The sequence below is a fragment of the Lysinibacillus sp. UBA5990 genome, assembly GCF_002429815.1.
Classification (GTDB): Bacteria; Bacillota; Bacilli; order Bacillales_A; family Planococcaceae; genus Lysinibacillus; species Lysinibacillus fusiformis.
The window spans coordinates 32,406-56,792 of record NZ_DJAY01000010.1; the positions used below are offsets into that span (position 1 = coordinate 32,406).

A 24,387-nucleotide genomic window follows, 5' to 3' on the forward strand; every position below is an offset into this window, starting at 1 on the left:
AGTGTTAAAATTACTGCTACAGCCGCACAAATACCTAAAAACCACCACGAGTCTGTAAAGTCTTCTTTAGAGTCACTATTCATATGAAATAATTCCTTTCTTATATAGTAGTTTGTAGGAGTCTTACTTCACCTGACCAGTCCACGACCAATTCGTCCATACACGTAAGACTGTTTCAAATGGGCCGCGTTTAAATTTCTTTAAATAGGCAAGGCTGAGGACACATTGTAGGCTGTAAACAACGATACCGAATAAAATACCGCCAAAGACACCTAACTTGCCATATAATCCTAGACCATAACCGTAAAAAACAGTTGTACAAATAATAGTTTGTAGTAAATAATTGGTTAAAGATAATTTTCCCACGCTCTCGAATGCAGGAGCAAGGAGTTGTACAGGGCGTGTTTGATAGATTAAAGCTGCAAGGCTGACATAGCCGAGTGCTAATAGTTGAGATCCGCCCATCAATAAGATGGAAGAAAAATTACTTTCTATAAAACTTACACTTTTGCATGCGAGACCTATAGGAACTAGGAGTGCCCCTAGCTTATACCACTTTACTTCCTCGTCCATTTTCACAAAGGCTTGCTTTTTAGCGAGTGCCATACCGAAGAGGAATAGGGGAGCATAAAACATTGGCGCAAAAATTAATACAATAAAGATGAAGGAAGGGTCCTCCATTCCAGGTACTTCTGCATTTGCTCGGAAATCAAAAATTTCTAAGTAACTTCCTTTAGCATAGACATCATCTGCTTGTTCAATGTAAGTATCTAATTCCTTTTGTTCCTTTTTAGTTGCCTCCATAGAACCGTATGTTACAGCTGTCGTAAGGACAAATAGAATGCCCGCCCATATAAACAAAGTTTTAGGTTTACGATTAATAAAGGGAATTAAAAATAAAGTCATACAACCATAAGAAAAAAGAATATCGCCTTCCCATAATAAAATGGAATGTAGTAAACCAAGGGCAATTAAACCAGTTGCCCGACGTAATACTGACCAGCGGCTTTTATTTTTTTTTCTTCGAATGGATTCAATTAATTTAATAAGCGAGAAGCCGAATAAAATAGTGAAGATTGGCATAAAGGAGCCTTCAATCACAATCTTTACAAAATATAAAGCTCCATTATCTAAGGTAGAAAGATCTTTTAATTCATCTTTGCCATACATCCCAAATTGGAATATCAACAAATTCGCCATTAAGATGCCAAATAAACTAAACCCACGCATTGTATCAATGAAAGTAACACGATTAGTTGTCATTGCGTTTTATCTCCTTAATTGGTTATCTTATACATAGAATAGTTGAGAAAGCTTATGGTGAAATAATGACTACCTTAAAGTAATCTTAAAAGTAGGTGAGGATATGCAGAAAGCATCCATATTAGTATTAGAGGATGAACGTGCGATTGCTGAAATGATTGATATCATTTTAAGAAAAGAAGGAATGACAAGTATTACATTATGTAACACGATAGAAGCAGCGAAATCCGAAATTTATGCTAAAACATTTGATTTTTATCTTTTAGATATTATGCTGCCAGATGGTAGTGGATTAGAAGTGGCCAATATTATTCGGGAAAAAAGCGATGCTCCTATTTTTTATTTAACAGCTAAAAGCAGTGACGCCGATAAACTTCGTGGTTTTATGAATGGTGCAGATGATTATATTACAAAACCATTTAACCCACTGGAACTTGTTGCAAGGGTGAAGGTACAGTTAGCACGTTACATGAAGAAAAAGCAAGTCACAGAAAATCATCTTTTTACATGTAGCCGTTTTACATTCGATATTGATGCAGCAGAAATCACTGTTGATGGGGTAAGGGAAATCATTAGTGGTCGTTTGTTTCATTTATTGAAATATTTATGTGATAATGCCGGGCAAGTTTTATCTAAGGAACAAATTTACGAGCGTGTATGGGGAGATTGTTTGTTTGATGATAATACAGTAATGGTACATATACGAAAACTTCGAGAAAAAATTGAAAAGAATCCTGGAAAGCCTACCTGTATTATAACGGTCAGAGGTATTGGTTATAAGCTTGTTGGGGATGTTTCTTCATGAAGCCAGCAGGGAAATTAACGCTTCGTTTTGTATCTTATTTCATCATATTTTATTTATTAATTATTTCAGGCTTTATTATGAGCTTAGTGTTTTTTGCGATCTTTATTAATGATCGTGTAGGAGACAATATTCATGTCATGAGCTCCTTCGAAATTGAGGACGATGCTGTCGTCGAAAAAGGAGAATCCATTAAAATTGCCGATTATTTAGTAAAGCGTGCTGAGGAAAATGCAGGTCAACTTTACTTATTTGATCAGTCGATGACCATTGTAGATTATACAGGGGAAAGTTGTGAATTATGTGGAATGCCTGATAGCGAAATTTTTGCATTAAAACAGCCGGGTATGCACACATGGGAACTTCCAAAGTATTATTTGTTATTTCTACCGATTTCTCCTGTTCAACCACTATTTGAGGAGGCTCTTGATAATTGGTTAGCCACAGGAGCAATTTCAGACGTGACACTACAGCGTTTAAAAGAACATAAAGCTAGTGTTGAACTTTATGATACGGAATGGAACCGGACGGACATTGTAGGAAAGCGTTACGAAGAGCTGAAGAAGCCCCAACTGGTCGAGGAGAAATATGACATTTTCGAGCATGAGGAACTTAAGCAAAGCTCAACCTTAGCGGATGGTTCCACATTTGTCGTTCGCATGCCAAATCCATCCTATAAACCATTTGAAGAGCCCTTCAATAAGGCAATGATTTTATTTGTTTCCATTTTCTTTGGTGGGCATATTATTTTATTATTGGGTGTTATCTTTTTATCGATTAGTATTTCGCGACAATTTGTAAGACCACTTGTTTATGTCATATCACGCATTGAGCGACTTACCCAATTCGATTACAGTGATATAAGTGATAGGAAAATCCATCATAAGAAAACAGGAAAATTGAAACGAAAATTTAGATTATTTCAGCCTGTAGAGGAGTCCTTAAACCATTTATCTGAGCGACTTGATTCAAATGAAAGGCAAATTAAGCAATCGGAGCAGTTACGTGAAGAGTGGATTACAGGTTTATCGCATGATTTAAAGACGCCTTTAAGCTCTATTTATGGCTATTCCACAATGCTTGCCTCGGAGGATTATGAGTGGACAAAGGATGAGATGCGTATTTTTGCACAAACTATGCAGGAAAAGGCAACATATATGGATGCGCTTATACAAGATTTAACGTATACGTATCAGTTAAAAAATAAAGCCATACAGCTTGATAAGGTATTACTGCCGTTGACAACATGGTTAACACAATTTGCAGATGAACAGGTAAGCGTAAAGGTTTATGGTGATGTGATGCTGCAAGCAGATGAACTTTTGCTCAAGCGGATTATGGATAATTTAATAACCAATGCGAAGAAATATACTCCTGTAGGCACGAAGGTAATGGTGGAAGCGCAACATACTGGTAAAGAAGTGATGCTAACAATCGCTGATCATGGTCCTGGCATTCCTCAGGAAGAGCTCGATAACCTATTCGAACGCTATTATCGTGGAACTAACACTACAGATGATACAGCAGGGACAGGGTTAGGACTAGCCATTACAAAACAGCTCATAGATCTCCACAATGGCACCATAAGTGTGCGTTCAGATCGTGACGGTACGGTATTTATTTTAAAATTCCAATGTCATTGAAAAGAGGTATCAAAATCCACTTTGATACCTCTCAGACTGGAGACAACTCGATGAATTTTGAGTTTGCCTACAGTCCTTTTTCAATAAACAATGAAATAAAGTAAATCCATTGTTTTCACTATGGGCAGGGTCGAGCTGTTTCCCCAACTCCGTTCAGTCCAGGATCTCAGCCTACTATCGATTTTTCATTTACCTATCCTTGAGTAGAAAATTTCTATTCTGCATAGGGACGTCCTAGTATTGAATCTATCGTTTTCTTCAGCGGTAATTTACCCAATATTGAAAATGACAAGAGCCATCGAGAGTGAACTTCTCAATGGATTTTGTCTACAATCTGAAAGAGGTATCAAAATTCACTTTGATACCTCTTTTATTATTGTCTATTTTTATTGCAGCGCTCAGCTGGTCGCTCAACTTTTACATAGCGCCATAGACTATTAGCGATATCGCGGGCTTCTGCGACATGTTCTGTTCCAACGAATGCCTTACGAAAAGGTGTAAGAAGTGATTCGATGATAAAGAGCTTTGGATTTTCGCGTTGAAGCTCTTCTAATAAGAATTCCGCATACTCCAAGCCTTCCACTGTTTCATTGTTCGTTAATCCTTTGGCAAAGCCATGTAATTGATCAATGACCATATCTTTTGTAACGGTTTTATAATTCACTACATTTTGAATAGTATTGATCATTTCAACGCTAACGATGATTTCTTTCGATTCAAGCATAGTAGGTATAATAACGCTAATATTGCGCAATGCTACACGTACAATGGCTTCTCGATTGATATATTTATTATAGTCAGCAATAAAAACTGCGCGCAATGTGAGGTTAATCATTCCAAGTGTTTGCACAGCACATTCATAGCTTATTGGGCTAATCTCTTCACCAAAGACTTGGACAAGTCGATTAGCTAACCATTCTAATTCCTGTAGGTGGTAGTTAATAATAATTTTTTTCAGTTCTTTATCTCTTGAATGGAAGATCGATTCAAAAATTTGAATTAAATTATGTTCACGATTGACGTACATGAGAACAGCGACTTGCTGTGTTAATACTTCTAAATCTGTAGGATCTTTCCCATAAATAAGTTCATGTCGACGATTACTTGCTTCCTCACGTCCTTCATCTAAAATTGCGATTAAGCATTCGTTCTTCGAAGAAAAATGATTGTAAAACGTCCCCTTTGAGATTTTAGCATCATGGATAATGTCGTTAATCGATGTATCTAGAAATCCTTTTTCAATAAAAAGTGCACGCGCAGCTGTAATAATCTGTCTTTTTCTTTTGTTCATGACCTCACCTTTTTTAAAATATTATACTCTTATTCTACAACATAAACGCTGATATATCAACGTTTATAAAAAATATAAACTTATTTGTTGAAAAAAGTAGACTACGAGTATAAAATAAGTTTTATCGAAAAACACAAGAAAGAATTGAGGGATATAAATGAATAGTGAGCAGACAATGAAGAAGCCCCCTTATGGCATGATTGCTATATTATTTGTGGGTGCTTTTGTTGCTTTTCTTAACAACACATTGTTGAATGTGGCATTACCAACAATCATGAAAGATTTTGGGATCACATATTCAAAAGTACAATGGCTCGCAACAGGTTATATGCTAGTAAGCGGTATTTTAGTTCCTGCTTCAGCATTTTTTGTGACACGCTTTAAAAATAGACATTTATTTATTGCGGCGATGTCCATCTTTACTATTGGTACAATTATGGCAGGCTTCGCTCCTAACTTTGACGTGCTATTAGCAGGTCGTATGGTGCAAGCAGCCGGAGCATCTAGTATGTCACCACTGTTAATGAATGTTATGCTAACTAGCTTCCCGAAAGAGAAGCGTGGGGCAGCAATGGGGATCTTCGGCTTAGTTATGATCATGGCTCCAGCAATTGGACCGACATTATCAGGTTATATTGTTGAGCATCATGATTGGCGTATGCTTTTCCAAATGATTATTCCATTTGCGATTATTAGTTTATTATTTGGTGTTTGGAAATTAAGAAACGTGATGGAGACACGTGAAGTTCACTTAGATTTCCTATCAGTACTTTTATCAACAGTTGCATTCGGCGGTATTTTATACGGCTTCAGTACAGCAGGAGATAAAGGCTGGTCAAGTCCTTGGGTATATGGCACAATTTCAATTGGCTTTATTGCCTTAATTATTTTCATCATTAAACAATTAAAAATGGATCAACCATTACTGGAATTACGTATTTATAAATACCCAATGTTTGCATTAGGGTCTGTTATCTCTGTTATTGTTTCGATGGCAATGTTCTCAGGGATGATTTTAACACCAGCTTACGTACAATCTATTCGCGGTATTGAACCTTTTGAAGCTGGCTTAATGATGCTTCCAGGAGCGCTTGTAATGGGGATTATGTCACCAATCACTGGTAAGCTTTTCGATAAGTTTGGTCCACGTATATTGGCCATTATCGGATTAACGATTACAACAATCGCTACATTCGGTTTAACAAAATTAGAAATTGATTCAAGCTATACATTTATCGTATCGATGTATACAATTCGTATGTTCGGTATGTCGATGGTAATGATGCCTATTATGACAAACGGTTTAAACCAATTACCACAAATTATGAATCCACATGGTACGGCTATTAACAACACATTACAGCAAGTATCAGGAGCAATTGGTAGTGCGATTTTAGTTACATTCATGAATAATCGTACAAAAGCCAAAGCTGAAGAATTAATTGTCGAGGCGAAAGCAAATGCGGCACAAGCAGGTGCAGCACCTACCGCAGAGCAAATGCAACAAATGCAAGATCAAATTATGCAAACTGCTTTATTAGATGGTATTACACACTCATTCTTAATTGCAGCTGGTATAACAGTGATTGCAGTCGTGCTTGCATTCTTCTTAAAACGCGTAAAGGTTGAAAGCGCAGCAGCTTCAATGGATTTGAAAAAACCAACTAAATAGTGAAGAACTCTCTATTAAGTAAGCAATTACTTGGTGGGGAGTTTTTTTGTGTAAAAAAAAATTTTAAGATTGAAGTAATTTTTTATCATTTTATTTTATATGATAATACTAATTTTACAGAAAATTTAGATAGTTAAAATTGTGGGGTGTTCATTTGGTAGATGCCTATATAAATGAATTAGTGCAAAAAAAGGAAATTCCAGGTGCAGTATTGATTGTTCAACAACATCATAAAAGAATTTTGTCTCGTAGTTACGGGGTTTTTACAGCGCAGGATGGCAGCAAACAACCCATTTTGAGCCATACATTATTCGATGTAGCATCATTAACAAAAGTAGTGGCAACGCTACCAGCTACTTTACTGCTCTTGAGTCGACAACAAATGACTGTGGACGATAAAGTTCAAACATATTTACCGAATTTTAAGTATGCCAATATAACCATTCAACATTTATTACAGCACAATTCAGGGCTACCAGCAGACTTAATGCCAGTAGTAAAGAGGCATCATCAACGCGACATAATGACAGAGATATTTTCCAGTAAAGTAGTGTTTCAGCCAGGCGAGCAAGTACTCTACAGTGATCTAGGTATGATTTTATTAGGGAAAGTAATTGAAAAAGTATCAGGAAGGTTACTTAGCCAATTCGTTGAACAGGAAATACTGAAGCCTTGGGGGCTGAAGCATACTCGCTTTCAATTACCGGACCATCAACAGGAACTAGCGGCATCCACAGAAATGGTGGGTGGTAAATTTGTTCAAGGAATTGTCCATGATGAAAAGTCCCTGCTGTTGGAAGGTGTGGCTGGTAGTGCTGGTCTATTTTCATGTGCGGAAGATTTAGCGAAGTATGCAGAAATATGGTTAGGTCTTACACAACAAGATGTTCTTCCATATAGGTGGCTAGAACTTGCTCATACGAAGACATTCCGGAATAGGGGTCTTGGTTTTGAAGTGTGGAATGGCAACTACTCATCGTCTTGTTTTGCTAGGAGGTGGAGTAAGGGGTCATTTGGTCATACAGGCTTTACAGGCACAAGTATTTGGATGGACCCTGTCGAAAAGGCCTTTGTTATTTTCCTGACGAATGCAGTTCATTATGGAAGGAATACAAATATGAGAAGTATTCGGGAAAAGCTTCATACGTTGATCTATGAAAAATTACTTATATGAAGGGTGGATTAGTTGATATGAAACAAAAGAGTAAATGGTTATGGCTGTTTCCATTATTATTCGTTGTAGCTTTAGTGGGGTGTACCTCAAAAGAGAAAACAACGGTCTCAACAACACCTGATAAAGAAGAAGGGGAGAAAACGGAAGAGATTTCTCTCACGATAGGAAGTTGGCGTACTGAGGATGTGGCAAAATATGAAAAAGTGATTGCTTTATTTAATGAACAACATCCCGAAATACACATTTCCTTTAATCCGACTAAAAATACAGAGTATAACACTGTTCTCAATACAGCACTACAGGCTGGGGAAGGCCCAGATATTTTCCACTTACGACCTTATGCGGCTGGATTAAAGCTTGCTGAAGCAGGATATGTAGAGAAAATAAATGGTTTAAACGGTTTAACTTCGTTTCCTAAAGAGGCTTTACTAGCATCACGTGATGAAGGTGGAAATCAATATGGGATACCGATCAATTTGAGCTCAACGCAATTTTTCTATAATAAAAAAATCTTCAAGGATAATAACCTCGAGATACCGACTACTTGGGAGGAGTTTATTGCATTAAATGATCAATTGCTTGAAAAGGGCATTACACCAATAGCAATGGGTACTAAGGAAGGGTGGTTATTATCATTACTGCATGGGATTGTTGGACCAGCGATTTACGAAGGGAATGATTTCTACCAAGCGGTGCTTGCTGGAGAAAAGGATTTTACAGATGCTCAGTTTATAGAATCAATACAAGTAATGAACGACTTAAAGAAGTATTTTCCTGCTAATTCAGAAGGCTTAGGAATGGATGATATACGTACTTTGTTTGCATTAGAGGACGCTGCTATGTTTCCGTTAGGTAGCTGGGAAATTCCTGTTGTATTAGAAATGAATCCGGATTTAGATTTAGGGTATTTTCCTATTCCATCTAAAGGAGGTCAAAAAACAGTGACGACTTGGGTGGATGGCTCATTTGCTATTAATGCAAATTCGAAAAATGTAGAGGCTGCCAAAGTATTTTTAGAGTTTTTAACAACAAAGGAATTTGGTGAGTTGTTTGTGAAGGAGTTTTCCATGATCAGTGCCATACCTGATATTACCTCTGACGATGCCTTATTAAATGAGATTAGTAAATCCACTGCAAATGAAGCTACACCATACATGTGGGTGACTAATTTTACGGGTGGGGATCCAACAACAAAAAGTTTACTTGAAAGTGAATTACAAGGTATGTATTTAGGTCAGGTAACGCCTGAAGAGGTCGCTACAAAAGTACAAGAAAACGCTAAAACTTGGTATACGCCATTTCAAAAATAAATAATGCTCCTAAAGGAGGCTGTTCACCATGAGGGAATCTACAGCTTCACTGTTATCAAAAAGAAAATCATGGGCAAGGTGGTCTATCCACCTTTTCCCTATCCCTGCAATTATAATTTATGGGATGTTTGTGCTTTATCCAATTCTGGCGGCTTTATCCTATAGTTTTTTTGAATGGAATGGGATGGCGCGTGGGGACTTTATTGGCTTCCAAAACTTCGTGACGCTTTTCACGGCAGAACCTTATGGCTCCATGTTTTGGAATGCCTTCAAACATAATGTTCTATATTTTATTGTGCAAATGGTGGTCATGAATGGTGTAGCTTTCTTTTTAGCATTTATTATCTACCAAAAAATTAAAGGTGCTGAATTTTTCAAGGCAGCCTTTTTTCTCCCGCGAGTATTATCCGTAATTGTCGTGGGTTTTTTATGGAAGCTGATTTTAAACCCTAATTTCGGAACCTTAAATGTCCTTTTAGAGAAATTAGGTTTAGAGACGTTGCAAAAGGCTTGGCTCGGTGATCCTGGAACAGCTTTGATTGCCATTATTTTAGTCAATTGTTGGTTTGGGGTAGGATTTGGCGTTTTAATTTTTTTAGCTGGGTTCCAAGGTATCCCCAATGAATTGATTGAGGCTGCGAGACTAGACGGTGCAAAGGGCTTCACCTTATTACGTACGATTTATTTGCCTTTAATGGTGCCATCGATAATGATCATGGGCATTTTAACATTTATTCAATCCTTTGAGGCATTTGAACTTGTTTACGCCATGCAAGGCTCTATGGGAGAGCCTTATTATTCTACAGATACTTTAGCAGTGTTTTTCTATCGCTTAGCATTTGGTAGTTCTACAGCTTCCGGTGCGACAGCTATTGGCTTGGGGTCTGCGCTAGCGACAGTACTGTTCCTATTTATATTAATTTGTACAACGCTATTTTTACGCTTGGCCAATAACAAAGACGTTCAAATGTAAGGGGGAAGTATATGAAGCAAGGGGCCATTTGGGTTCGACCATTCTATTATCTTGTTGTGTTTACAGTGGCGACAATCAGCTTATATCCTATATTGTTAATGATCTTGTCCTCCTTTAAGAAAAGTGTGGACATTTATAAGGATCCATTAGGCTTGCCATCTAGCTTTAGCTTAGATACTTACCGCACATTATTGTCTAAAATTCCATTCACCACATATTTTATGAATAGCCTATTTGTCAGTATTGTATCTGTTGTACTGATTGTTGTTGTTTGTTCATTGGCATCTTTTTATATTGCACGCTTTAAATTTTCTTGGAATCATGCTTTATTCTTTATTTTCTTATTAGGCATGATGATCCCAATAAAATTAGGGATCGTCCCTCTTTTCATTTTAATGCGTGATTTAGGACTAATTAATTCTTTATGGTCTTTAATTTTAATGAATACAGCGACAGGTATACCTTTATCCATGCTCATACTAACAGGCTTTTTTAAAACAATGCCGTCTGAATTGGAGGAGGCTGCCCGTATGGATGGGGCAGGAAATCTAAGGGTCCTTTGGTATGTTGTTTTGCCATTAATGCGACCTGCACTAGGAACAGTCGTAATTATCAATTTTATCGCAGCATGGAATGATTTTTTCTTCCCGCTTATTTTTATTACCGAAAAGATGAAACGGACAATCCCGGTCGGAATGATGTCGCTGTTTGGGGAACATTCAGCTGATTGGGGATCACTATTTGCTGGACTGACATTAGCATCATTGCCAATGATTCTATTATTCTTTATTGCTTCAAAGCAATTTATGGAGGGGCTGACGGCAGGTGCCATTAAATAAGCAATACATTATTGGAGTCGATGGTGGGGGAACGAAAACCCGTGTGGTAATCGGCACAAAAAAAGGAAATATTCTCGCCTTTATGGATGGAGGCGGCACGAATATAAAGTCAACTCCATTCCATGAGGTAAGGCAACAAATTCAACAGTTACTAGATAGCCTAATACTAAAGATAGGTGCTACAAAAAGTGATATTTCAACGGTTTTCTTATGTGTAGCAGGAGGGGATCGTCAGGAGGATATAAAACGCTGGAAGGCGTGGATAGCTCCTATGTTCCCTTCAGCTTCCTGTAAGGTTACTATTACTGTCACTAATGATGCAGTGGCGGCACTTACTAGTGGGACGTTTACGCGGGAAGGGTTAGTAGTTATAGCGGGAACAGGCTCAATTGTTTATGCCGTTCAACAAAATTCCATTAGTCGTATGGGGGGATGGGGTTACCTATTGGGAGATGAGGGAAGTGGCTACTATATTGGACAAGAGGCATTGCGTACCATTACTCGTCAATATGATGCTTGTGGTTTATATGAGGATGCCTTTTCTAAAGCTGTTTTAGAGCGTCTAGCACTAACAAATCCTACGGAGATTATTACACTAATTTATGAGCAATCGCAGCCACGCATATGTATTTCCTCTATTGCTAGGACCGTATTACTTTTAGCTACCCAAAATAATGAGATAGCGAAGAGGCTTGTTGACCGTGCAGTTACCCATTTAGTTCAACTTCTCCAAATGATGTTTAGAAAAGAACCACAGGTGAAAAAATTCCCAATTGTTACTTGTGGGGGATTATTCGAAAATCAATACTTTGCTCAATGCTTTCAAGCAAAATTGCAACAATCTACTATTGATAATCAAATCATTCAGCCTGAAGTACCACCTGCGATTGGTGCTTTTATAAATGGGCTCTTTAGTGAAGGAATTCCAATGACAAAGGCTTTACAACAAACAGTAAAGGAAACTTGGATGAGTGTAAAAAAATCGAATGGAGGGATTTGATTTCGATGGAGCGAATGACAAAACTGACGACTGAGGATTATCATCCAGACACAACCAATTTAGATTTAATGTCCATTGCTGAAATTGTAAGGCTAATGCATGAAGAGGATCAAAAAATTCCACAGGCTATTGCCAAAGTATTACCTGAAATAGAACAGACTATTATGGCTGTTGTACATGCGCTAAAAAATGGCGGTAGATTGTTTTATGTAGGGGCAGGGACAAGTGGGAGAATCGGGCTGTTAGATGCCGTTGAATGTCCACCAACATTTAGTACTTCGCCTAAGCTAGTGCAAGCCATATTAGCGGGTGGGTCAGAGGCAGTAATGATCGCCATAGAAGGGGCAGAAGATGATTTATCTTTAGGTCGGCAAGAATTGGAGAAACAACGCTTAACAAATCTAGATATAGTCATTGGTATTGCGGCAAGTGGTAGAACTCCTTTTGTCAAGGGAGCTTTAAATTATGCTCAGCAAATAGGAGCGAAAACGATTAGCTTGGTCAGCAACGCTCGTTCTACCATTAGCGAAAATGTAGATATAGCTATTGAGGTTATTACTGGTCCAGAAATTCTAACCGGTTCCACTAGACTAAAGGCTGCAACAGCCCATAAACAAATTCTCAATATGATTACGACCTCAACTATGGTCAAACTTGGTAAAGTTTATAAAAATTTAATGGTGGATGTTCATGCTAGTAATTTTAAATTGCGAGAACGTGCCAAGCAAATTGTTTGTGAAGTGACAGGAGTATCGTATATTCAAGCTGAGCAAGTTTTAGAGCAAACCAATTATCAAGTAAAACTGGCTATTGTCATGTTATTAACAAATACAGTGTTAGAAGAAGCGACAGCATTACTCGCCCAATCCGAAGGGCATGTCCGTAGAGCAGTAGAATTACGTAAGCTTTGAAGAAAGAGGTGGATGGAACTGCTCCATTTACTTTTCCGTGAAGGCTACATACTAGAGGTGGGGATGGACGTATGGAAAAAATAAATGCGGGTTTAATTATGCTATCAGAAATGCGTGAGAAGCTGCCCCCTTCCGAAAAAAAGGTGGCGAGCTTTATTTTAGAGCATCCCACTCAGGCGATTAAAATGACCGCTGTAGAGTTGGGGGAGGCAAGTCAGACAAGTAGTGCAGCTGTTATACGATTATGCAAATCTCTGCATGTCAGCGGCGTTCAGGAATTAAAATTGCGTATTGCTGGTGATTTACAGCGTAAGAACACCGTCGACAGAGATATAGAGGCCAATGAGCCGTTACAATCAATTGTAGAGAAGGTGACCTTGCAAAGTAGTGAAATTTTGACACAAACGGCTAATTTAATAGATAAAGCTGAATTAGAACGTGCTGTATCAGCTTTAGCAAATGCTAGAAGAATTATTTTTTTTGGCGTAGGTGCTTCTGGCATTACTGCAATGGACGCAGATCAAAAGTTTTTAAGGATTAATAAGCATAGTAAAGTATTCATGGATTTACATTTAGGAGCTACAGCGGTCGTCAATGCACAGGAGGGGGATGTGGTAGTCGGGATATCCTTCTCTGGGGAAACGCACGAAGTGGCCAAAATCCTTGAAATAGCGGGTAAAACTCCTGCTACTACCATAAGTTTAACGCGTTACGGTAATTCATTAGTATCGAGTTTAGCCAATATTTGTCTATATGTGTCACCGAATGTCGAAGCTACCTTTAGAAGCGGTGCCACTTCCTCTCGTCTTGCCCAGCTTCTTGTCATTGATATTTTATTTATGGGAGTAGTGACCAGTGCCTATAATCAGACAATTGATTATTTAGATGAGACACGAACAGTAATTCAAGGACTGCATAAAAAAGTTGCTAAAAGAAAAATAAAGTAGAACGAAGACGAGTTCTTAGCATCGTCTTCTTTTTTGTTGATCTGTCACAAATGGAGTGTTGGTACAGAAAAAGTCTACCCGTTATAGAAGTTCTTCCGTTACAGGGACAAAAAACTAAACATTGGAGAAAGCTTACTAGGTCCAAGTAATTCAGCTACACCGACTGGTAGCCAAAGAAAAAGCAATAGGTCCAGAAAAGATTTGTAGCAGCTCTTTTCTAGTATTCATACGAAAAATAACACGGATATTAGCAAGTAGAGTTGCTAATGACCGTGTTATTTATAATAGGCTAGACTTCTTTTTTGAATAGTTTTCCTGGCCAAAAGGCGTATTTGCCTAGAACCGTTGTAATGGCTGGTACAAGCAATGGTCGAACAATGAATGTATCCAGAAGGACACCGATTGCAGTGACCACACCAAATTGAACAAGTACTTGAATTGGTAATGTTGCCAGAACAGCGAAAGTCCCTGCTAAAATGAGACCAGCGGATGTTATGACACTTCCCGTTCGGACAACCCCTTCTTCTACAGCTGTTAAATGATCGGTTGTTTTACGTTTTTTCCAAATCTCTGAAATCATAAAGATATTATAATCTTCGCCGAGCGCTACTAAGAACACGAATGCATACAATGGGATAGCTCCAGAAATGGCTTCTGCCCCCATGATATGATGTAAAATCAACCAACCTGCCCCTAATGCTCCAAAGTAAGAGATGATCACGGTTGCTAATAAATAAACAGTGGCCGTAATGGAACGTAAATAAACAAATAATAATAATGCGATTAAAGCAATCATGGTTGGCATAATAACCGTTTCATCACGCTTAGTTATTTGCTGGGTATCATATTGACTAGCAGTTTCTCCACCGATCCAAACATGCTTATCGGCATTTTTAAGCCCACTTTGCTCCAGCATTTCGACAACTTCTGCCTTTAATTCAGGAATATGAGCCAATGATTCCTTCGCATAGGGGTTGGCATTTAAAGATACCTCATATAACTGAATAGCATTATTTTTTTCACCTATTTGCACATCTGCCACGCTATCAATATAAGAAATTGTTGAAAGCTGTTGCTGTAAATTAATTTCATTTCCCTCTGTATCAATCACTAATTGTACAGGTGCTAATTCTCCAGGCGAAAAATTCTCTTCTATTAAAGTGAAGCCTTCTCTTGACGGCATGTCTTTTGGGAAGGATGAAAGTAGATCAAACGTATATTGAATACGTGGAACGAATGCCGCTAATCCACCAAGTAAAATAACAGTTACAGTAATAACTATCCATGGCTTATGCGTAACGAAATGTCCGATTTTATGACTAATCTTATGTGACGGCTTATGTTGTTTCTTCCCTTTGCTAAGTGCCATCTCTTCTGTACGTGGAACAAATGGAAAGAAAGCTACACGACCAATGATAACAAGAATAGCAGGAAGGACAACGAGAGCTGCAATTCCCATTACAAGTACACCAAAGCTGAATGGCACGGCAAAGCGTTGGAATGCACCATAATGAGCCAGACTAAGGGTAGCTAGGCCAATGACCACCGTCAGGGCACTCATTAAAATAGCACCACCTGATTCTTTCACAGCGAGTTTCATTGCGACAGTTTTATCCTCAACATGGAAGAGAACTTCTCGGTATTTAGAAATCAGGAATAAACAATAATCCGTACCTGCGCCAAAAAGCAATACCGTCATAATAGAGACAGCCTGCGAATCTTTATCAATCCATCCTTGATCCGCAAAGAAGCCTAATGTTGGGCTGATCACTCCATAGGCAAGACCTACAACTAGTAAAGGAATAATAGCCAGTAATGGCGAACGATATATGATAATAAGTAGTACTAAAACAAGCAATACGGTTGCAATCAATAGCTTCACATCTGCTTGGGAGAATAAACTAACAGCATCAGTAGCGATTCCAACTGGCCCTGAATAGCGTACATGAAGCATGTCATTCGAAAGTTTCTTATCTAATTGAACTTCGTTACTCTCCATTATTTTAGTAAGTTTATCTAAACTATCTTGTAGGGCATCTGTAGCGACACCTTTTTCAAAAAACACAGGTGTAACAATGGTTGTGCCATTTTCTGAAGCGGCGGCTGATAGAGCCTGGGCTGGCATTTTATCAAATGGTGGGACCATCGTTTGATGAGCTAATGGTTTACCTTGAAGCTCACTGTATATACTTTGTATAGCTGAATAGTCTTCAGTCGTTAGACCGCTGTCTCGATACCAAACTAATAATAATGGTGTACCTGCATCATTAGGGAATTGTTCGGCAATTATTGCCGCGGCCTGTTCAGACATTTCCGTGTCAGGTAGGTTTTTGCCTGACTCACTTTCGATGCTATTAATTTGTGGCCAAGCAAACGACAATACAATGACTAATAACACCCAAAAGGCTAGTGCTAATATTCGCCCCTTTTTACTTGCAACCATTGAGCCCCATTGCTCAAGTGGATGTTTTTTCATGAGAAGACCTCCATTTCATGTAAGTGATTTAATTATATATACTAGAAGGTTAATTAATCAATCTAGAAATACTGTTATGTTATAATATGAGTAAAAAGACTGCTTATTTATAAAGGAGGTGAACTTGTTGAAACAGTCACCGCGTGTGCTTGGAAGACCTCGCCATGATGAAAATGCGAAACCGACAAAAGATCTAGTCCTTGAGACGGCTACAAAACTTTTTATTAAAGAAGGCTACAAAAATATTTCGATGGATGATGTAGCGAAAGCTTGTAACGTAACAAAGGCGACTATCTACTACTACTACCCAACTAAAGGCGAATTGTATACATCGGCACTCATAGCTATGATGGATCGCATCAGGTTATCCATTCTACAAATTTTGGAGCAACAAAAATCATTTAAAGAACGCCTTGAACAGCTCGTTGAAGTTCATTTATCAGCAACTATTGATATTGATATGAATAATTTTATGCGGGAGGCCTCCATCAATTTATCGGAATCTCAGTTGAGACAAGTACAAGCATCCGAAAATGAAATGTATCAAACAATTGAGCGGGCTATGCAAATGGAGATGGAGAAGGGCACGATTCGAAAAGGAAATGCCAAGTTTTTTGCTCATAACTTTATGGCATTGATGACAGTAGGGTATTTTAAAGATGGCGATGGAAAAACTTTGTTAGGTTCAGTAGATGTAACGGCAAAAGAAGTAACAAATTTCTTTTGGCTGTCTGTTCAAAATAAATAAAGCTTTGAAAGGAGTTATCTCATTAGATTAGAGATAACTCCTTTCATTGTTATATTTAAAAGAGGGCTCTAAAAATGACCAGAAAGTGAATGATAATAAAAGAATTTGATGTATTAGAAAATTTATGATAGTAAGGCAGTTAATAGTTGATAAAATCAATGAATTTTGAAAAGATTGTCGAAATTGTGATTTAGCGCATTGAAATAATGTACAAACAGTCTTATAATGAAGGTTGTAATGTCACCAAGACAGATAAGGATGGTATTATGATGCGCTTTTTGCGACTTAAAGTTAACATTGTAATAACAAGTCATACGAATCGCTATCCAGCCCTTGTGACTGGTGATTGTGTAGGATATACGCTGTAACGACTGTTAAGTTTTACCTTAATGGTCTTTTTTACATGTAAGCAATAAAAAATAGTACTAGTGATGGCAAAGGAGAGTTCAAAATGTCAGAAACGAATAACCAAACACAGGCTGAACAAGTAACTGTGAGTAAAGAGCAATTAGATGTACTAGATCAATTACTAAAACCTGAAGTTCAAGAATCACTTACAACTTTAGTTGAGCAATTACCAAAGTTAACTGAAATGATGACTTTATTAACGAAATCATACGAGTTTGCTCAAGCTGTTGCAACAGACGAAGTGCTTAAAAATGATACTGTTGGTGCAGTAACAGAAATCGCTGGACCTGTAGTAGGCTCTGCGAAAAACCTAGCAGCAACTGCAATTGAAGCGAAAGACCGAGCATCTGAAAGCCACGAAGTAATTGGTTTATTCGGTCTTGTGAAAATGTTAAAAGACCCTCAAGTTCAAAATGTATTCCGTTTTGTTAATGCTTTCTTACAAGTAAGCTCAGAACGCAAAGCTAAATAAGACTTAAGGTAAATTCAATTCGTAAGGACGGAGGATTAATTAATCATGTCAAAAGAAATCGTCATCTTAGGTGCAGGTTACGCTGGCGTTTTAACTGCATTAACTGCACGTAAGTATCTATCAGCTGATGAAGCTAAAATTACCGTAGTAAACCAATTCCCAACACACCAAATTATCACTGAACTTCACCGTTTAGCAGGTGGTACAATTGCAGAAGGTGCTGTTGCATTACCACTTAAAAAAATCTTTAAAGGTTTAGACATCGATCTACACATTGCAAAAGTAACGAAATTCAATGTAGATAATAAAAAAGTGGATTTAGATAATGGCTATACATTAACGTACGATACGCTTGTAGTATCTTTAGGAAGCCAAACTGGTTTCTTCGGTATCCCTGGATTAGAAGAAAACTCAATGGTTCTTAAATCAGTAAATGATGCCAATAAAATTAACAAACATATCGAAGACCGCATTAAAGCATATGCACAATCTAAAGATGAAGCAGATGCAACAATCGTTATCGGTGGTGGCGGTTTAACAGGTGTTGAACTTGTTGGTGAAATCGTGGACAACTTCCCGAAAATCGCTGCAAAACACGGTGTTAACTTTGCGGATCTTAAAATTAAACTTGTTGAAGCTGGTCCAAAAATCTTACCAGTACTTCCGGATACACTTATCCAACGCGCTACTGAGAGCTTAACAAAACGCGGTGTAGAATTTATTACAGGAACACCTGTAACTGGTGTTGACGGTAATGTTATTTCTCTAAAAGACCGCGAACCAATTGTTGCAAACACACTTGTATGGACAGGTGGGGTAGCACCACTTCCACTAGTTGGTGAATCAGGCCTTGCAGCTGACCGTGGTAAAGCAACAATTAATGAATTCCTACAATCTACATCACACGAAGATGTATTTGTTATTGGTGATGCATCTGTAGCATTACCAGCTGATGGTGGTCGTCCACTTTACGCGCCAACTGCGCAAGTTGCGTGGCAAATGGGTGAGCTTGCTGGTTATAACGTCTTTGCACAATATAAAAACCAAGAGATGAAATCATTCTCTGCGGTGAATTCTGGTACACTTGCAAGCCTTGGCCGTAAAGATGCGGTTGCTACAATTGGTGCAAGCAACACAGAGCTTAAAGGTCTTCCTGCAACATTAATGAAAGAAGCTTCAAATATTCGTTATTTAACACATATTAAAGCTCTATTCGGTTTAGCTTACTAAAAATTATTATCCCACTTCCATTAGGAGGTGGGATTTGTTTATGGAAAGCTTGCTTTTACGATATTTGTTTATTAATTACTTCAAAGAGAGTAAAATTAATACAAATCTAGTTACTGGAGTGATGACATGTGTTAACGATATTTCAATCAAAAAGAGAAGATATAGAGCAATTTAAGGATAAAATTGATGAGTTGAATGCAAAGCTAGATAAGAAGGATCATGAATTTCAAATTTTTCTCAATGAATTACATAAGGAATTAATTTCGACGATTGGACAGCACGATATAGTTAATCACCAACATGTCATTTTGGGTGAAATGGTTACTACTATTTTAAACGAGTTTAATCGTGTAGAAAGCAGCACCATTGAATCCAATACCATATCTGGCCATGCTCTAGAAAAAGGAAATTCTTTAATTCTTTCATCAGATGAAATGGTTTCTTTATCGATTGATAGTAAACAAGCTGTAAAAGAAGTTCAGCATGTTATTGATGAGCTTGGTGAGCAATCAAGAAAAACAACGAATAGTATGAACCATTTAAGTGAACGTTCAAAGCAAATAACAGATATCGTCAAAGTCATCAGTGAGATTTCTAATCAAACCAATTTACTGGCATTGAATGCATCGATTGAAGCAGCGAGAGCAGGGGAGCACGGCAAAGGGTTTTCAGTCGTTGCAGAAGAAGTACGAAAGCTTGCTGAAAATACAAAATCAAGTACAGAGGATATTGTGAATCTTACGAAAAAAATTGAGGATCAAATATCTGAGGCATATGATGATAATAAAAATAATATGCAACTGGTGACAGAAGGGCTTCAAAAGAGCACAGATACGTCTGAGCAAATTAACGCATTACTCCAAATCATTATGAATGTCCAAGGTGAAGTGAAGGAATTACTTCATTATATAGATAGCCAAAAAATTTCGACTGAAGATGTCATGAGTAAATTTAAAACAACGACAGCACTTTTTGATGAAACAAATAAAGTCTTAACTGACCATATTGATGAATCAGATATCGTCACAAAAAAATTACTAGAAGCAGTTGAAAAGGTGAAGGGTTTCCCTAATTCAATTTAACTATAGTTGTACTTGATACATAAAAAGGCACCGTTCTAAAAATGATTAGAATGGTGCTTTTTCGATATTAAAGATTGGAATTAAATATTTCTTTTGTAGCTTTCTGTATTAGCTTTGGTAGCACGCCGAAGGAATAAGGTTTATAAACTCTCTCAGTCCATTTGTGGCCATCTTTTCCGTATACACCCATTGTAACAGAAGGGATATTCAGCGCCTTTATTTTTTCAAATGGTAGAGGATAAAGGGTATCCCATTTTGGGAAGTTATTGAGCAACTCTTGGAGTTCTTCTTGTGTAGCATGAATAGATAAGAAGCTTCCATCCGCTAAGTAAGGAAAAAAGCGTTTCACCTGAAATACTTCTCCTGTTTCATTCGCTACCTCATGAACGACTTGTGATATGGTTTGCTTTAATAACTGATCTCTTACCACATTTCTCTTTAAATAATTATGGGGGAGGAATGGTGGTGCAAAGAATAGCACAACTCGAGGCTTATGCTCGGGATCTGCCTTTTGCAGGGCATCAACGATTGCAAACGACTGTTGGCGTAATTCCTTGCCTACATTTTTTTTCAAGACATCAGCAATAATAAGCTCAGTCTGAATACCCTTTCCGTTTAAATAAACAATAAGCTCATCATAAGTAACAACCTCTATATGCCATGATAATGAACGCTTAGGTACGTTGGAACGTTCAATATATTTCTCATACTGAAGCTGTAAATATTGCTCTGCCTCAAGACATGCCTGTTGTGCGACAGACTTAAGTTTCTTAACAACATGATCTGGTGACTCTTCATATAAAAAATAGTTAAAATAAATTTGGCTAGTAGATGCCGTTTGAACCGTATAGGATTCTTTGGTGTCACGTTGGTATAAGCATGTAGGTGGAAGGATGGTTTCTCCTGCAATTGCCTCCGTTAATGCTAAATTATTATGAATACGCTCCGTTATTTTAGCTGCCATATAATTAGGGTCGATACCACTTAATGTATCTCCCACATGTACTTCCCGCCCATAAATGTGGAAAGAGGGTAGTAATTTTCCGGCAACACCCGTATAAATATAACGGTGAGGATCATCACCATATAAAGGAGTTGTAAAGTCCGTATTAATTGCCATTAAAAAATCTAGTGCTTGTTCCACTTTTAAACGGTTAAGCTCATCTAATGCATCAATAATTCCATTATGCTCTGCTTCTTCGCCACCATTTAAAATAAGTAATATATTTCCTTCTAATTCATTAAGATGATTGGTGAAATATTGAATATTGGCAATATGGACTGCAGCTCCGCTTTTCATATCTACAGCTCCACGCCCAAACATCCAGTCGCCACTTTGAGCATCCTTCTGTACATCCGTATTTCCTTCATAGGTTTTAAAGAAATCCTCAAGCTTGGTAGGAGAAAAAGCAAACTCTTTTAAATGACCATAATCCTCTATATCCACTGTATCTAGATGAGCGTGGTAGATTATTGTTTTTTTTGTTTCATTAGGACTTTTTACGAAGGCGAAAAGATTTTTCCGGCCAATGGGGTCCTGTTTTACGTTTAAAGTCCAAAGAAATGTAGGATTTTCTTGATAGTAAGGGAATTCCTTCATTTTCTCATAGATATACTCGATAATTTTCCCTTCACCTTGAGTACCATTAATACTATTAATAGTTACTAATTCATTTGTAAGCTCTTCAATTTGCTGTGCGATGGGTAACTGTCTTAGTTGTGAATACATGTATATTGCTCCTTTTTTGTTCGATTAGATATCATTCAAAATAGCAACTATGTTTACTTTGTTGTTTCGTTATGTGAAAATTAATCCGCATTGTGGAATATAATTCATCATATAAGAAAAAACTATAAACGTCAATTTTCATTTTTATAAAATTCTGTTTCTTTTTATTAATTTATTCGGTTGCAAGTCTATATAAATGAGTAAAAATTCGTTAAAATGAATAAAAGGAGGATGAGCAATGATTCAATCCATTGAAAGAGCAATGATGATTATTCATGTACTAGCCAAGAATCCTAAACGATTCTTTTCTGTTCAAGATATATATAATGAAACAGACTTACCTAGCAGTACAATATATCGTTTATTGTATACATTAGAAAACTTTGATTTAGTAGAAAGAAATGAGGAAAAAAAGGAATTTCGTTTAGGGTATACATGGTTACAGCTCGGCATGAAAATGTACCACCATACAAACATCCGAGAAAAAGCCCATCCTTTATTAGAAGAGCTTGCGATTAATGTCCGGGAAACAGCATATTTAAATATTCCAAAACTAAATAATTCTATTATTATTGATCGTGTAGATAGCCCTAAAAATGTACGTATCATTGATATGATAGGTGAAAAAATCCCCTATCCAATTGGAGCAGCGAATAAAGTATTACTTGCATTCTCAGAGAAGGAAATGCATGCAGGCTTTCTAAAAAATATAAATGATCTTGAAAAAATAGAGTTAATGGAACAATTAAATGTCATCAAAGATAAGGGATACTCCATTAGCTATGGAGAAAAAACAAAGGGAACAGTATCGGTGGCGGCACCTGTATTTGATTTAAATAAAGAACCAATTGCTGCAATTAGCGCAGAGTGTTTTGAGTATGATACAGATACTGAAAAATTAGAAAGTATTGCAAAGGAAGTCACAAGAGCTGCTCACCTACTTTCACAAGAGCTAGGTCATATGTAAATAGGTCTTTTCCACGTAAGGAAAAGACCTGTTTTTTTGTTTACCTAGGAGAAGTGCTTTGATACAAAGTCGCTTTAGAAGGGCATATCGTTAAAATAAATAAAATGATGGCTACCGTCACCATGACAAATGAGGCACTCACTATAACAAATCGTATAGAAATAAATTCAGCAGTCAATCCAAATACAGCAGTCAGAATTATAATGAAAAGGGCTTCAAAAAAACCATAAATACTCCCTATACGTCCCATGCTTTCAGCAGGGATATTATTTTGATAAAAAGTATAGAAACCTGTATTCGCAAAAGCTGTTGCGAATGATAAGAGGAAGCAACCTAAAGCTGCCATAAAAAAAGTATAGGAAGAAGTAAACAGTAAATAACCGAAGGCCGTCATTATAGACCCCATACCAATTAACCAAGCAGTAGAGGTTTTTTCAACAAAGGCTGAATTGGTTAGAGAGCCAATTAGTACACCGACACCTGCAATACTGACTAAAACCCCATATTCTCCCTCCGATAAAGCAAGTACTTGAGTGGCAAAAGCAGCCTCTAAAGAATCAGTCGCTGTCATTATTACAATGGTAGCACTAAATAATAAATAAACTGCCATCACATAGGCATTTTTTAAGCTAAAATGGATGACCATTTTCCAATCATGGAGCCATATTTTATAAAGTGTTGCATTTTCTTTACCATGAGCAAAGCCTAATTGTTCATGTCCTTCAACGTCCGGCATCTTTATAGTTATGCAGGCAGATAAAAATAAAGCAATAGCATTTAAGTATATAGCCGTATTCGGTGTACCTAGTGTAAATAGAAAACCTGCTATAGCTGGACCTGTTAGGAAGGCCCCAGAATCAAGCAAACTACGTAATGAGTTAAAGCGTTTTCTTTGCTCTATAGGTATCAATTTAGTGATATAAGTCATAGAGGTAGGATGATACATAGAACTAGTAGCTGTAATGATAAAGACTAAAATATAAATCCATCCTAAGTTCGAAAAGCTAGGAAGTGCGACAATCAGTATGGACCGGCAAAGATTTAATAGGATCATCAGGTGTTTTTTATTAAAGCGGTCTATTAAACTACCAGACCAAAAATTAATAAACAATGCGGAGAGAGCTCTGACAATATACAAGCCAGATACGGCAAGTGCGGATTCTGTCAGATTGAGTACAATAAGGTTTAAAGCAATAAAATAAATCCAATCACCGATACTAGAAATACCAATACTAGTTAAAAGGATACTTGGATAGCGCCACGATTTTAAAGACTTTTTCATATAAATTCCTCCTTCAGCAAAAGTGATCTTGCAAAATAAAAAATCCCACCCCCAAGACAGTAGTCTTAGGGACGAGACGGAAGAATTTATGCTCACGTGGTGCCACCCTAGTTCACTATTATGTTGCCATAATAGCCTTTTCAGTACGACATGAATGTTTATACTGTG

Annotated in this window: 20 protein-coding genes and 1 other annotated feature (1 of these 21 cut by a window edge); of the genes, 15 read left to right on the forward strand and 5 right to left on the reverse strand. The window is 37.4% G+C overall.

Going from position 1 to position 24,387, the window contains the following annotated elements:
- Positions 1 to 123 precede the first annotated feature (123 nt).
- Complete coding sequence (locus B3D94_RS06855) at positions 124 to 1,263, reverse strand: DUF418 domain-containing protein (protein ID WP_291755972.1); 1,140 nt, start codon at positions 1,261 to 1,263, stop codon at positions 124 to 126.
- 103 nt (positions 1,264 to 1,366) lie between these two features.
- On the opposite strand from B3D94_RS06855, the gene B3D94_RS06860 reads away from it, so the two are divergent.
- On the forward strand, positions 1,367 to 2,068 hold the full coding sequence (locus tag B3D94_RS06860) for a response regulator transcription factor (protein WP_025115602.1): 702 nt from the start codon (positions 1,367 to 1,369) through the stop codon (positions 2,066 to 2,068).
- Positions 2,065 to 3,708 carry a sensor histidine kinase gene (locus tag B3D94_RS06865; protein WP_291755976.1) on the forward strand — a complete coding sequence of 548 codons (1,644 nt, stop codon included), beginning with the start codon at positions 2,065 to 2,067 and terminating at the stop codon, positions 3,706 to 3,708. Before B3D94_RS06860 ends, B3D94_RS06865 begins: the two co-directional genes overlap by 4 nt.
- Positions 3,709 to 4,081: 373 nt before the next feature.
- Here the strand turns inward: B3D94_RS06865 and B3D94_RS06870 are convergent, their stop codons facing one another.
- Positions 4,082 to 4,999, reverse strand: a complete 918-nt coding sequence (locus B3D94_RS06870) for a TetR/AcrR family transcriptional regulator (RefSeq protein WP_069479804.1) — start codon at positions 4,997 to 4,999, stop codon at positions 4,082 to 4,084.
- Positions 5,000 to 5,156: 157 nt separating this feature from the next.
- Here B3D94_RS06870 and B3D94_RS06875 point away from each other — a divergent pair, with 157 nt between their 5' ends.
- From B3D94_RS06875 to B3D94_RS06910, 8 genes are all read left to right on the forward strand, one after another.
- The gene (locus tag B3D94_RS06875; RefSeq protein WP_036122415.1) at positions 5,157 to 6,671 is read left to right on the forward strand and encodes a DHA2 family efflux MFS transporter permease subunit; all 1,515 of its coding nucleotides are present in this window, start codon (positions 5,157 to 5,159) and stop codon (positions 6,669 to 6,671) included.
- A 154-nt stretch (positions 6,672 to 6,825) separates the two neighbouring features.
- On the forward strand, positions 6,826 to 7,845 hold the full coding sequence (locus B3D94_RS06880; RefSeq protein ID WP_291755979.1) for a serine hydrolase domain-containing protein: 1,020 nt from the start codon (positions 6,826 to 6,828) through the stop codon (positions 7,843 to 7,845).
- Positions 7,842 to 9,155 (forward strand): ABC transporter substrate-binding protein, encoded by a 1,314-nt coding sequence (locus B3D94_RS06885; protein WP_349679780.1) that lies wholly within the window; start codon positions 7,842 to 7,844, stop codon positions 9,153 to 9,155. Before B3D94_RS06880 ends, B3D94_RS06885 begins: the two co-directional genes overlap by 4 nt.
- A gap of 28 nt (positions 9,156 to 9,183) precedes the next feature.
- Positions 9,184 to 10,128, forward strand: coding sequence for a carbohydrate ABC transporter permease (locus B3D94_RS06890; RefSeq protein WP_291755984.1), 945 nt, complete (start codon positions 9,184 to 9,186; stop codon positions 10,126 to 10,128).
- An 11-nt stretch (positions 10,129 to 10,139) separates the two neighbouring features.
- The gene (locus B3D94_RS06895) at positions 10,140 to 10,967 is read left to right on the forward strand and encodes a carbohydrate ABC transporter permease (RefSeq protein ID WP_291755986.1); all 828 of its coding nucleotides are present in this window, start codon (positions 10,140 to 10,142) and stop codon (positions 10,965 to 10,967) included.
- Positions 10,954 to 11,967, forward strand: a complete 1,014-nt coding sequence (locus tag B3D94_RS06900) for an N-acetylglucosamine kinase (protein WP_291755989.1) — start codon at positions 10,954 to 10,956, stop codon at positions 11,965 to 11,967. The genes B3D94_RS06895 and B3D94_RS06900 overlap by 14 nt, the downstream gene beginning before the upstream one ends.
- A gap of 5 nt (positions 11,968 to 11,972) precedes the next feature.
- The gene (gene murQ / locus B3D94_RS06905) at positions 11,973 to 12,878 is read left to right on the forward strand and encodes an N-acetylmuramic acid 6-phosphate etherase (RefSeq protein ID WP_069479809.1); all 906 of its coding nucleotides are present in this window, start codon (positions 11,973 to 11,975) and stop codon (positions 12,876 to 12,878) included.
- Positions 12,879 to 12,949: 71 nt separating this feature from the next.
- The gene (locus tag B3D94_RS06910) at positions 12,950 to 13,825 is read left to right on the forward strand and encodes a MurR/RpiR family transcriptional regulator (protein ID WP_291755991.1); all 876 of its coding nucleotides are present in this window, start codon (positions 12,950 to 12,952) and stop codon (positions 13,823 to 13,825) included.
- Positions 13,826 to 14,114: 289 nt separating this feature from the next.
- On the opposite strand, the gene B3D94_RS06915 is transcribed toward B3D94_RS06910, so the two are convergent.
- Positions 14,115 to 16,301: an MMPL family transporter gene (locus tag B3D94_RS06915; RefSeq protein ID WP_291755992.1), complete on the reverse strand. Its 2,187-nt coding sequence runs from the start codon at positions 16,299 to 16,301 to the stop codon at positions 14,115 to 14,117.
- A gap of 118 nt (positions 16,302 to 16,419) precedes the next feature.
- On the opposite strand from B3D94_RS06915, the gene B3D94_RS06920 reads away from it, so the two are divergent.
- The 4 genes from B3D94_RS06920 (at position 16,420) to B3D94_RS06935 (ending at position 20,241) form a co-directional block, all read left to right on the forward strand.
- Entirely contained in the window at positions 16,420 to 17,049 is a 630-nt protein-coding gene (locus B3D94_RS06920; protein WP_254664212.1) for a TetR/AcrR family transcriptional regulator, read from the forward strand.
- A gap of 451 nt (positions 17,050 to 17,500) precedes the next feature.
- Positions 17,501 to 17,929 (forward strand): DUF1641 domain-containing protein, encoded by a 429-nt coding sequence (locus B3D94_RS06925; RefSeq protein WP_004227758.1) that lies wholly within the window; start codon positions 17,501 to 17,503, stop codon positions 17,927 to 17,929.
- Between the two features lie 45 nt (positions 17,930 to 17,974).
- Entirely contained in the window at positions 17,975 to 19,159 is a 1,185-nt protein-coding gene (locus tag B3D94_RS06930) for an NAD(P)/FAD-dependent oxidoreductase (RefSeq protein WP_069479813.1), read from the forward strand.
- Between the two features lie 128 nt (positions 19,160 to 19,287).
- Positions 19,288 to 20,241: a methyl-accepting chemotaxis protein gene (locus B3D94_RS06935; RefSeq protein WP_069479814.1), complete on the forward strand. Its 954-nt coding sequence runs from the start codon at positions 19,288 to 19,290 to the stop codon at positions 20,239 to 20,241.
- A gap of 67 nt (positions 20,242 to 20,308) precedes the next feature.
- On the opposite strand, the gene B3D94_RS06940 is transcribed toward B3D94_RS06935, so the two are convergent.
- Positions 20,309 to 21,970: a M20/M25/M40 family metallo-hydrolase gene (locus B3D94_RS06940; RefSeq protein ID WP_291756010.1), complete on the reverse strand. Its 1,662-nt coding sequence runs from the start codon at positions 21,968 to 21,970 to the stop codon at positions 20,309 to 20,311.
- 238 nt (positions 21,971 to 22,208) lie between these two features.
- On the opposite strand from B3D94_RS06940, the gene B3D94_RS06945 reads away from it, so the two are divergent.
- On the forward strand, positions 22,209 to 22,937 hold the full coding sequence (locus tag B3D94_RS06945) for an IclR family transcriptional regulator (RefSeq protein ID WP_069479816.1): 729 nt from the start codon (positions 22,209 to 22,211) through the stop codon (positions 22,935 to 22,937).
- 40 nt (positions 22,938 to 22,977) lie between these two features.
- Here the strand turns inward: B3D94_RS06945 and B3D94_RS06950 are convergent, their stop codons facing one another.
- Entirely contained in the window at positions 22,978 to 24,219 is a 1,242-nt protein-coding gene (locus B3D94_RS06950) for an MFS transporter (protein ID WP_291756013.1), read from the reverse strand.
- Positions 24,220 to 24,283: 64 nt separating this feature from the next.
- Positions 24,284 to 24,387: a binding site (T-box leader), on the reverse strand (it continues 155 nt past the right edge of the window).

What these genes read in the sequence shown, in the direction of transcription:
- B3D94_RS06950 (WP_291756013.1), bottom strand. Translation starts at nt 24,219, where the DNA reads ATGAAAAAGTCTTTAAAATCGTGGCGCTATCCAAGTATCCTTTTAACT.
- B3D94_RS06875 (WP_036122415.1), top strand. Translation starts at nt 5,157, where the DNA reads ATGAATAGTGAGCAGACAATGAAGAAGCCCCCTTATGGCATGATTGCT.
- B3D94_RS06925 (WP_004227758.1), top strand. Translation starts at nt 17,501, where the DNA reads ATGTCAGAAACGAATAACCAAACACAGGCTGAACAAGTAACTGTGAGT.
- B3D94_RS06865 (WP_291755976.1), top strand. Translation starts at nt 2,065, where the DNA reads ATGAAGCCAGCAGGGAAATTAACGCTTCGTTTTGTATCTTATTTCATC.
- B3D94_RS06870 (WP_069479804.1), bottom strand. Translation starts at nt 4,999, where the DNA reads ATGAACAAAAGAAAAAGACAGATTATTACAGCTGCGCGTGCACTTTTT.
- murQ (WP_069479809.1), top strand. Translation starts at nt 11,973, where the DNA reads ATGGAGCGAATGACAAAACTGACGACTGAGGATTATCATCCAGACACA.
- B3D94_RS06885 (WP_349679780.1), top strand. Translation starts at nt 7,842, where the DNA reads ATGAAGGGTGGATTAGTTGATATGAAACAAAAGAGTAAATGGTTATGG.
- B3D94_RS06895 (WP_291755986.1), top strand. Translation starts at nt 10,140, where the DNA reads ATGAAGCAAGGGGCCATTTGGGTTCGACCATTCTATTATCTTGTTGTG.
- B3D94_RS06940 (WP_291756010.1), bottom strand. Translation starts at nt 21,970, where the DNA reads ATGTATTCACAACTAAGACAGTTACCCATCGCACAGCAAATTGAAGAG.
- B3D94_RS06860 (WP_025115602.1), top strand. Translation starts at nt 1,367, where the DNA reads ATGCAGAAAGCATCCATATTAGTATTAGAGGATGAACGTGCGATTGCT.
- B3D94_RS06910 (WP_291755991.1), top strand. Translation starts at nt 12,950, where the DNA reads ATGGAAAAAATAAATGCGGGTTTAATTATGCTATCAGAAATGCGTGAG.
- B3D94_RS06855 (WP_291755972.1), bottom strand. Translation starts at nt 1,263, where the DNA reads ATGACAACTAATCGTGTTACTTTCATTGATACAATGCGTGGGTTTAGT.
- B3D94_RS06945 (WP_069479816.1), top strand. Translation starts at nt 22,209, where the DNA reads ATGATTCAATCCATTGAAAGAGCAATGATGATTATTCATGTACTAGCC.
- B3D94_RS06890 (WP_291755984.1), top strand. Translation starts at nt 9,184, where the DNA reads ATGAGGGAATCTACAGCTTCACTGTTATCAAAAAGAAAATCATGGGCA.
- B3D94_RS06930 (WP_069479813.1), top strand. Translation starts at nt 17,975, where the DNA reads ATGTCAAAAGAAATCGTCATCTTAGGTGCAGGTTACGCTGGCGTTTTA.
- B3D94_RS06915 (WP_291755992.1), bottom strand. Translation starts at nt 16,301, where the DNA reads ATGAAAAAACATCCACTTGAGCAATGGGGCTCAATGGTTGCAAGTAAA.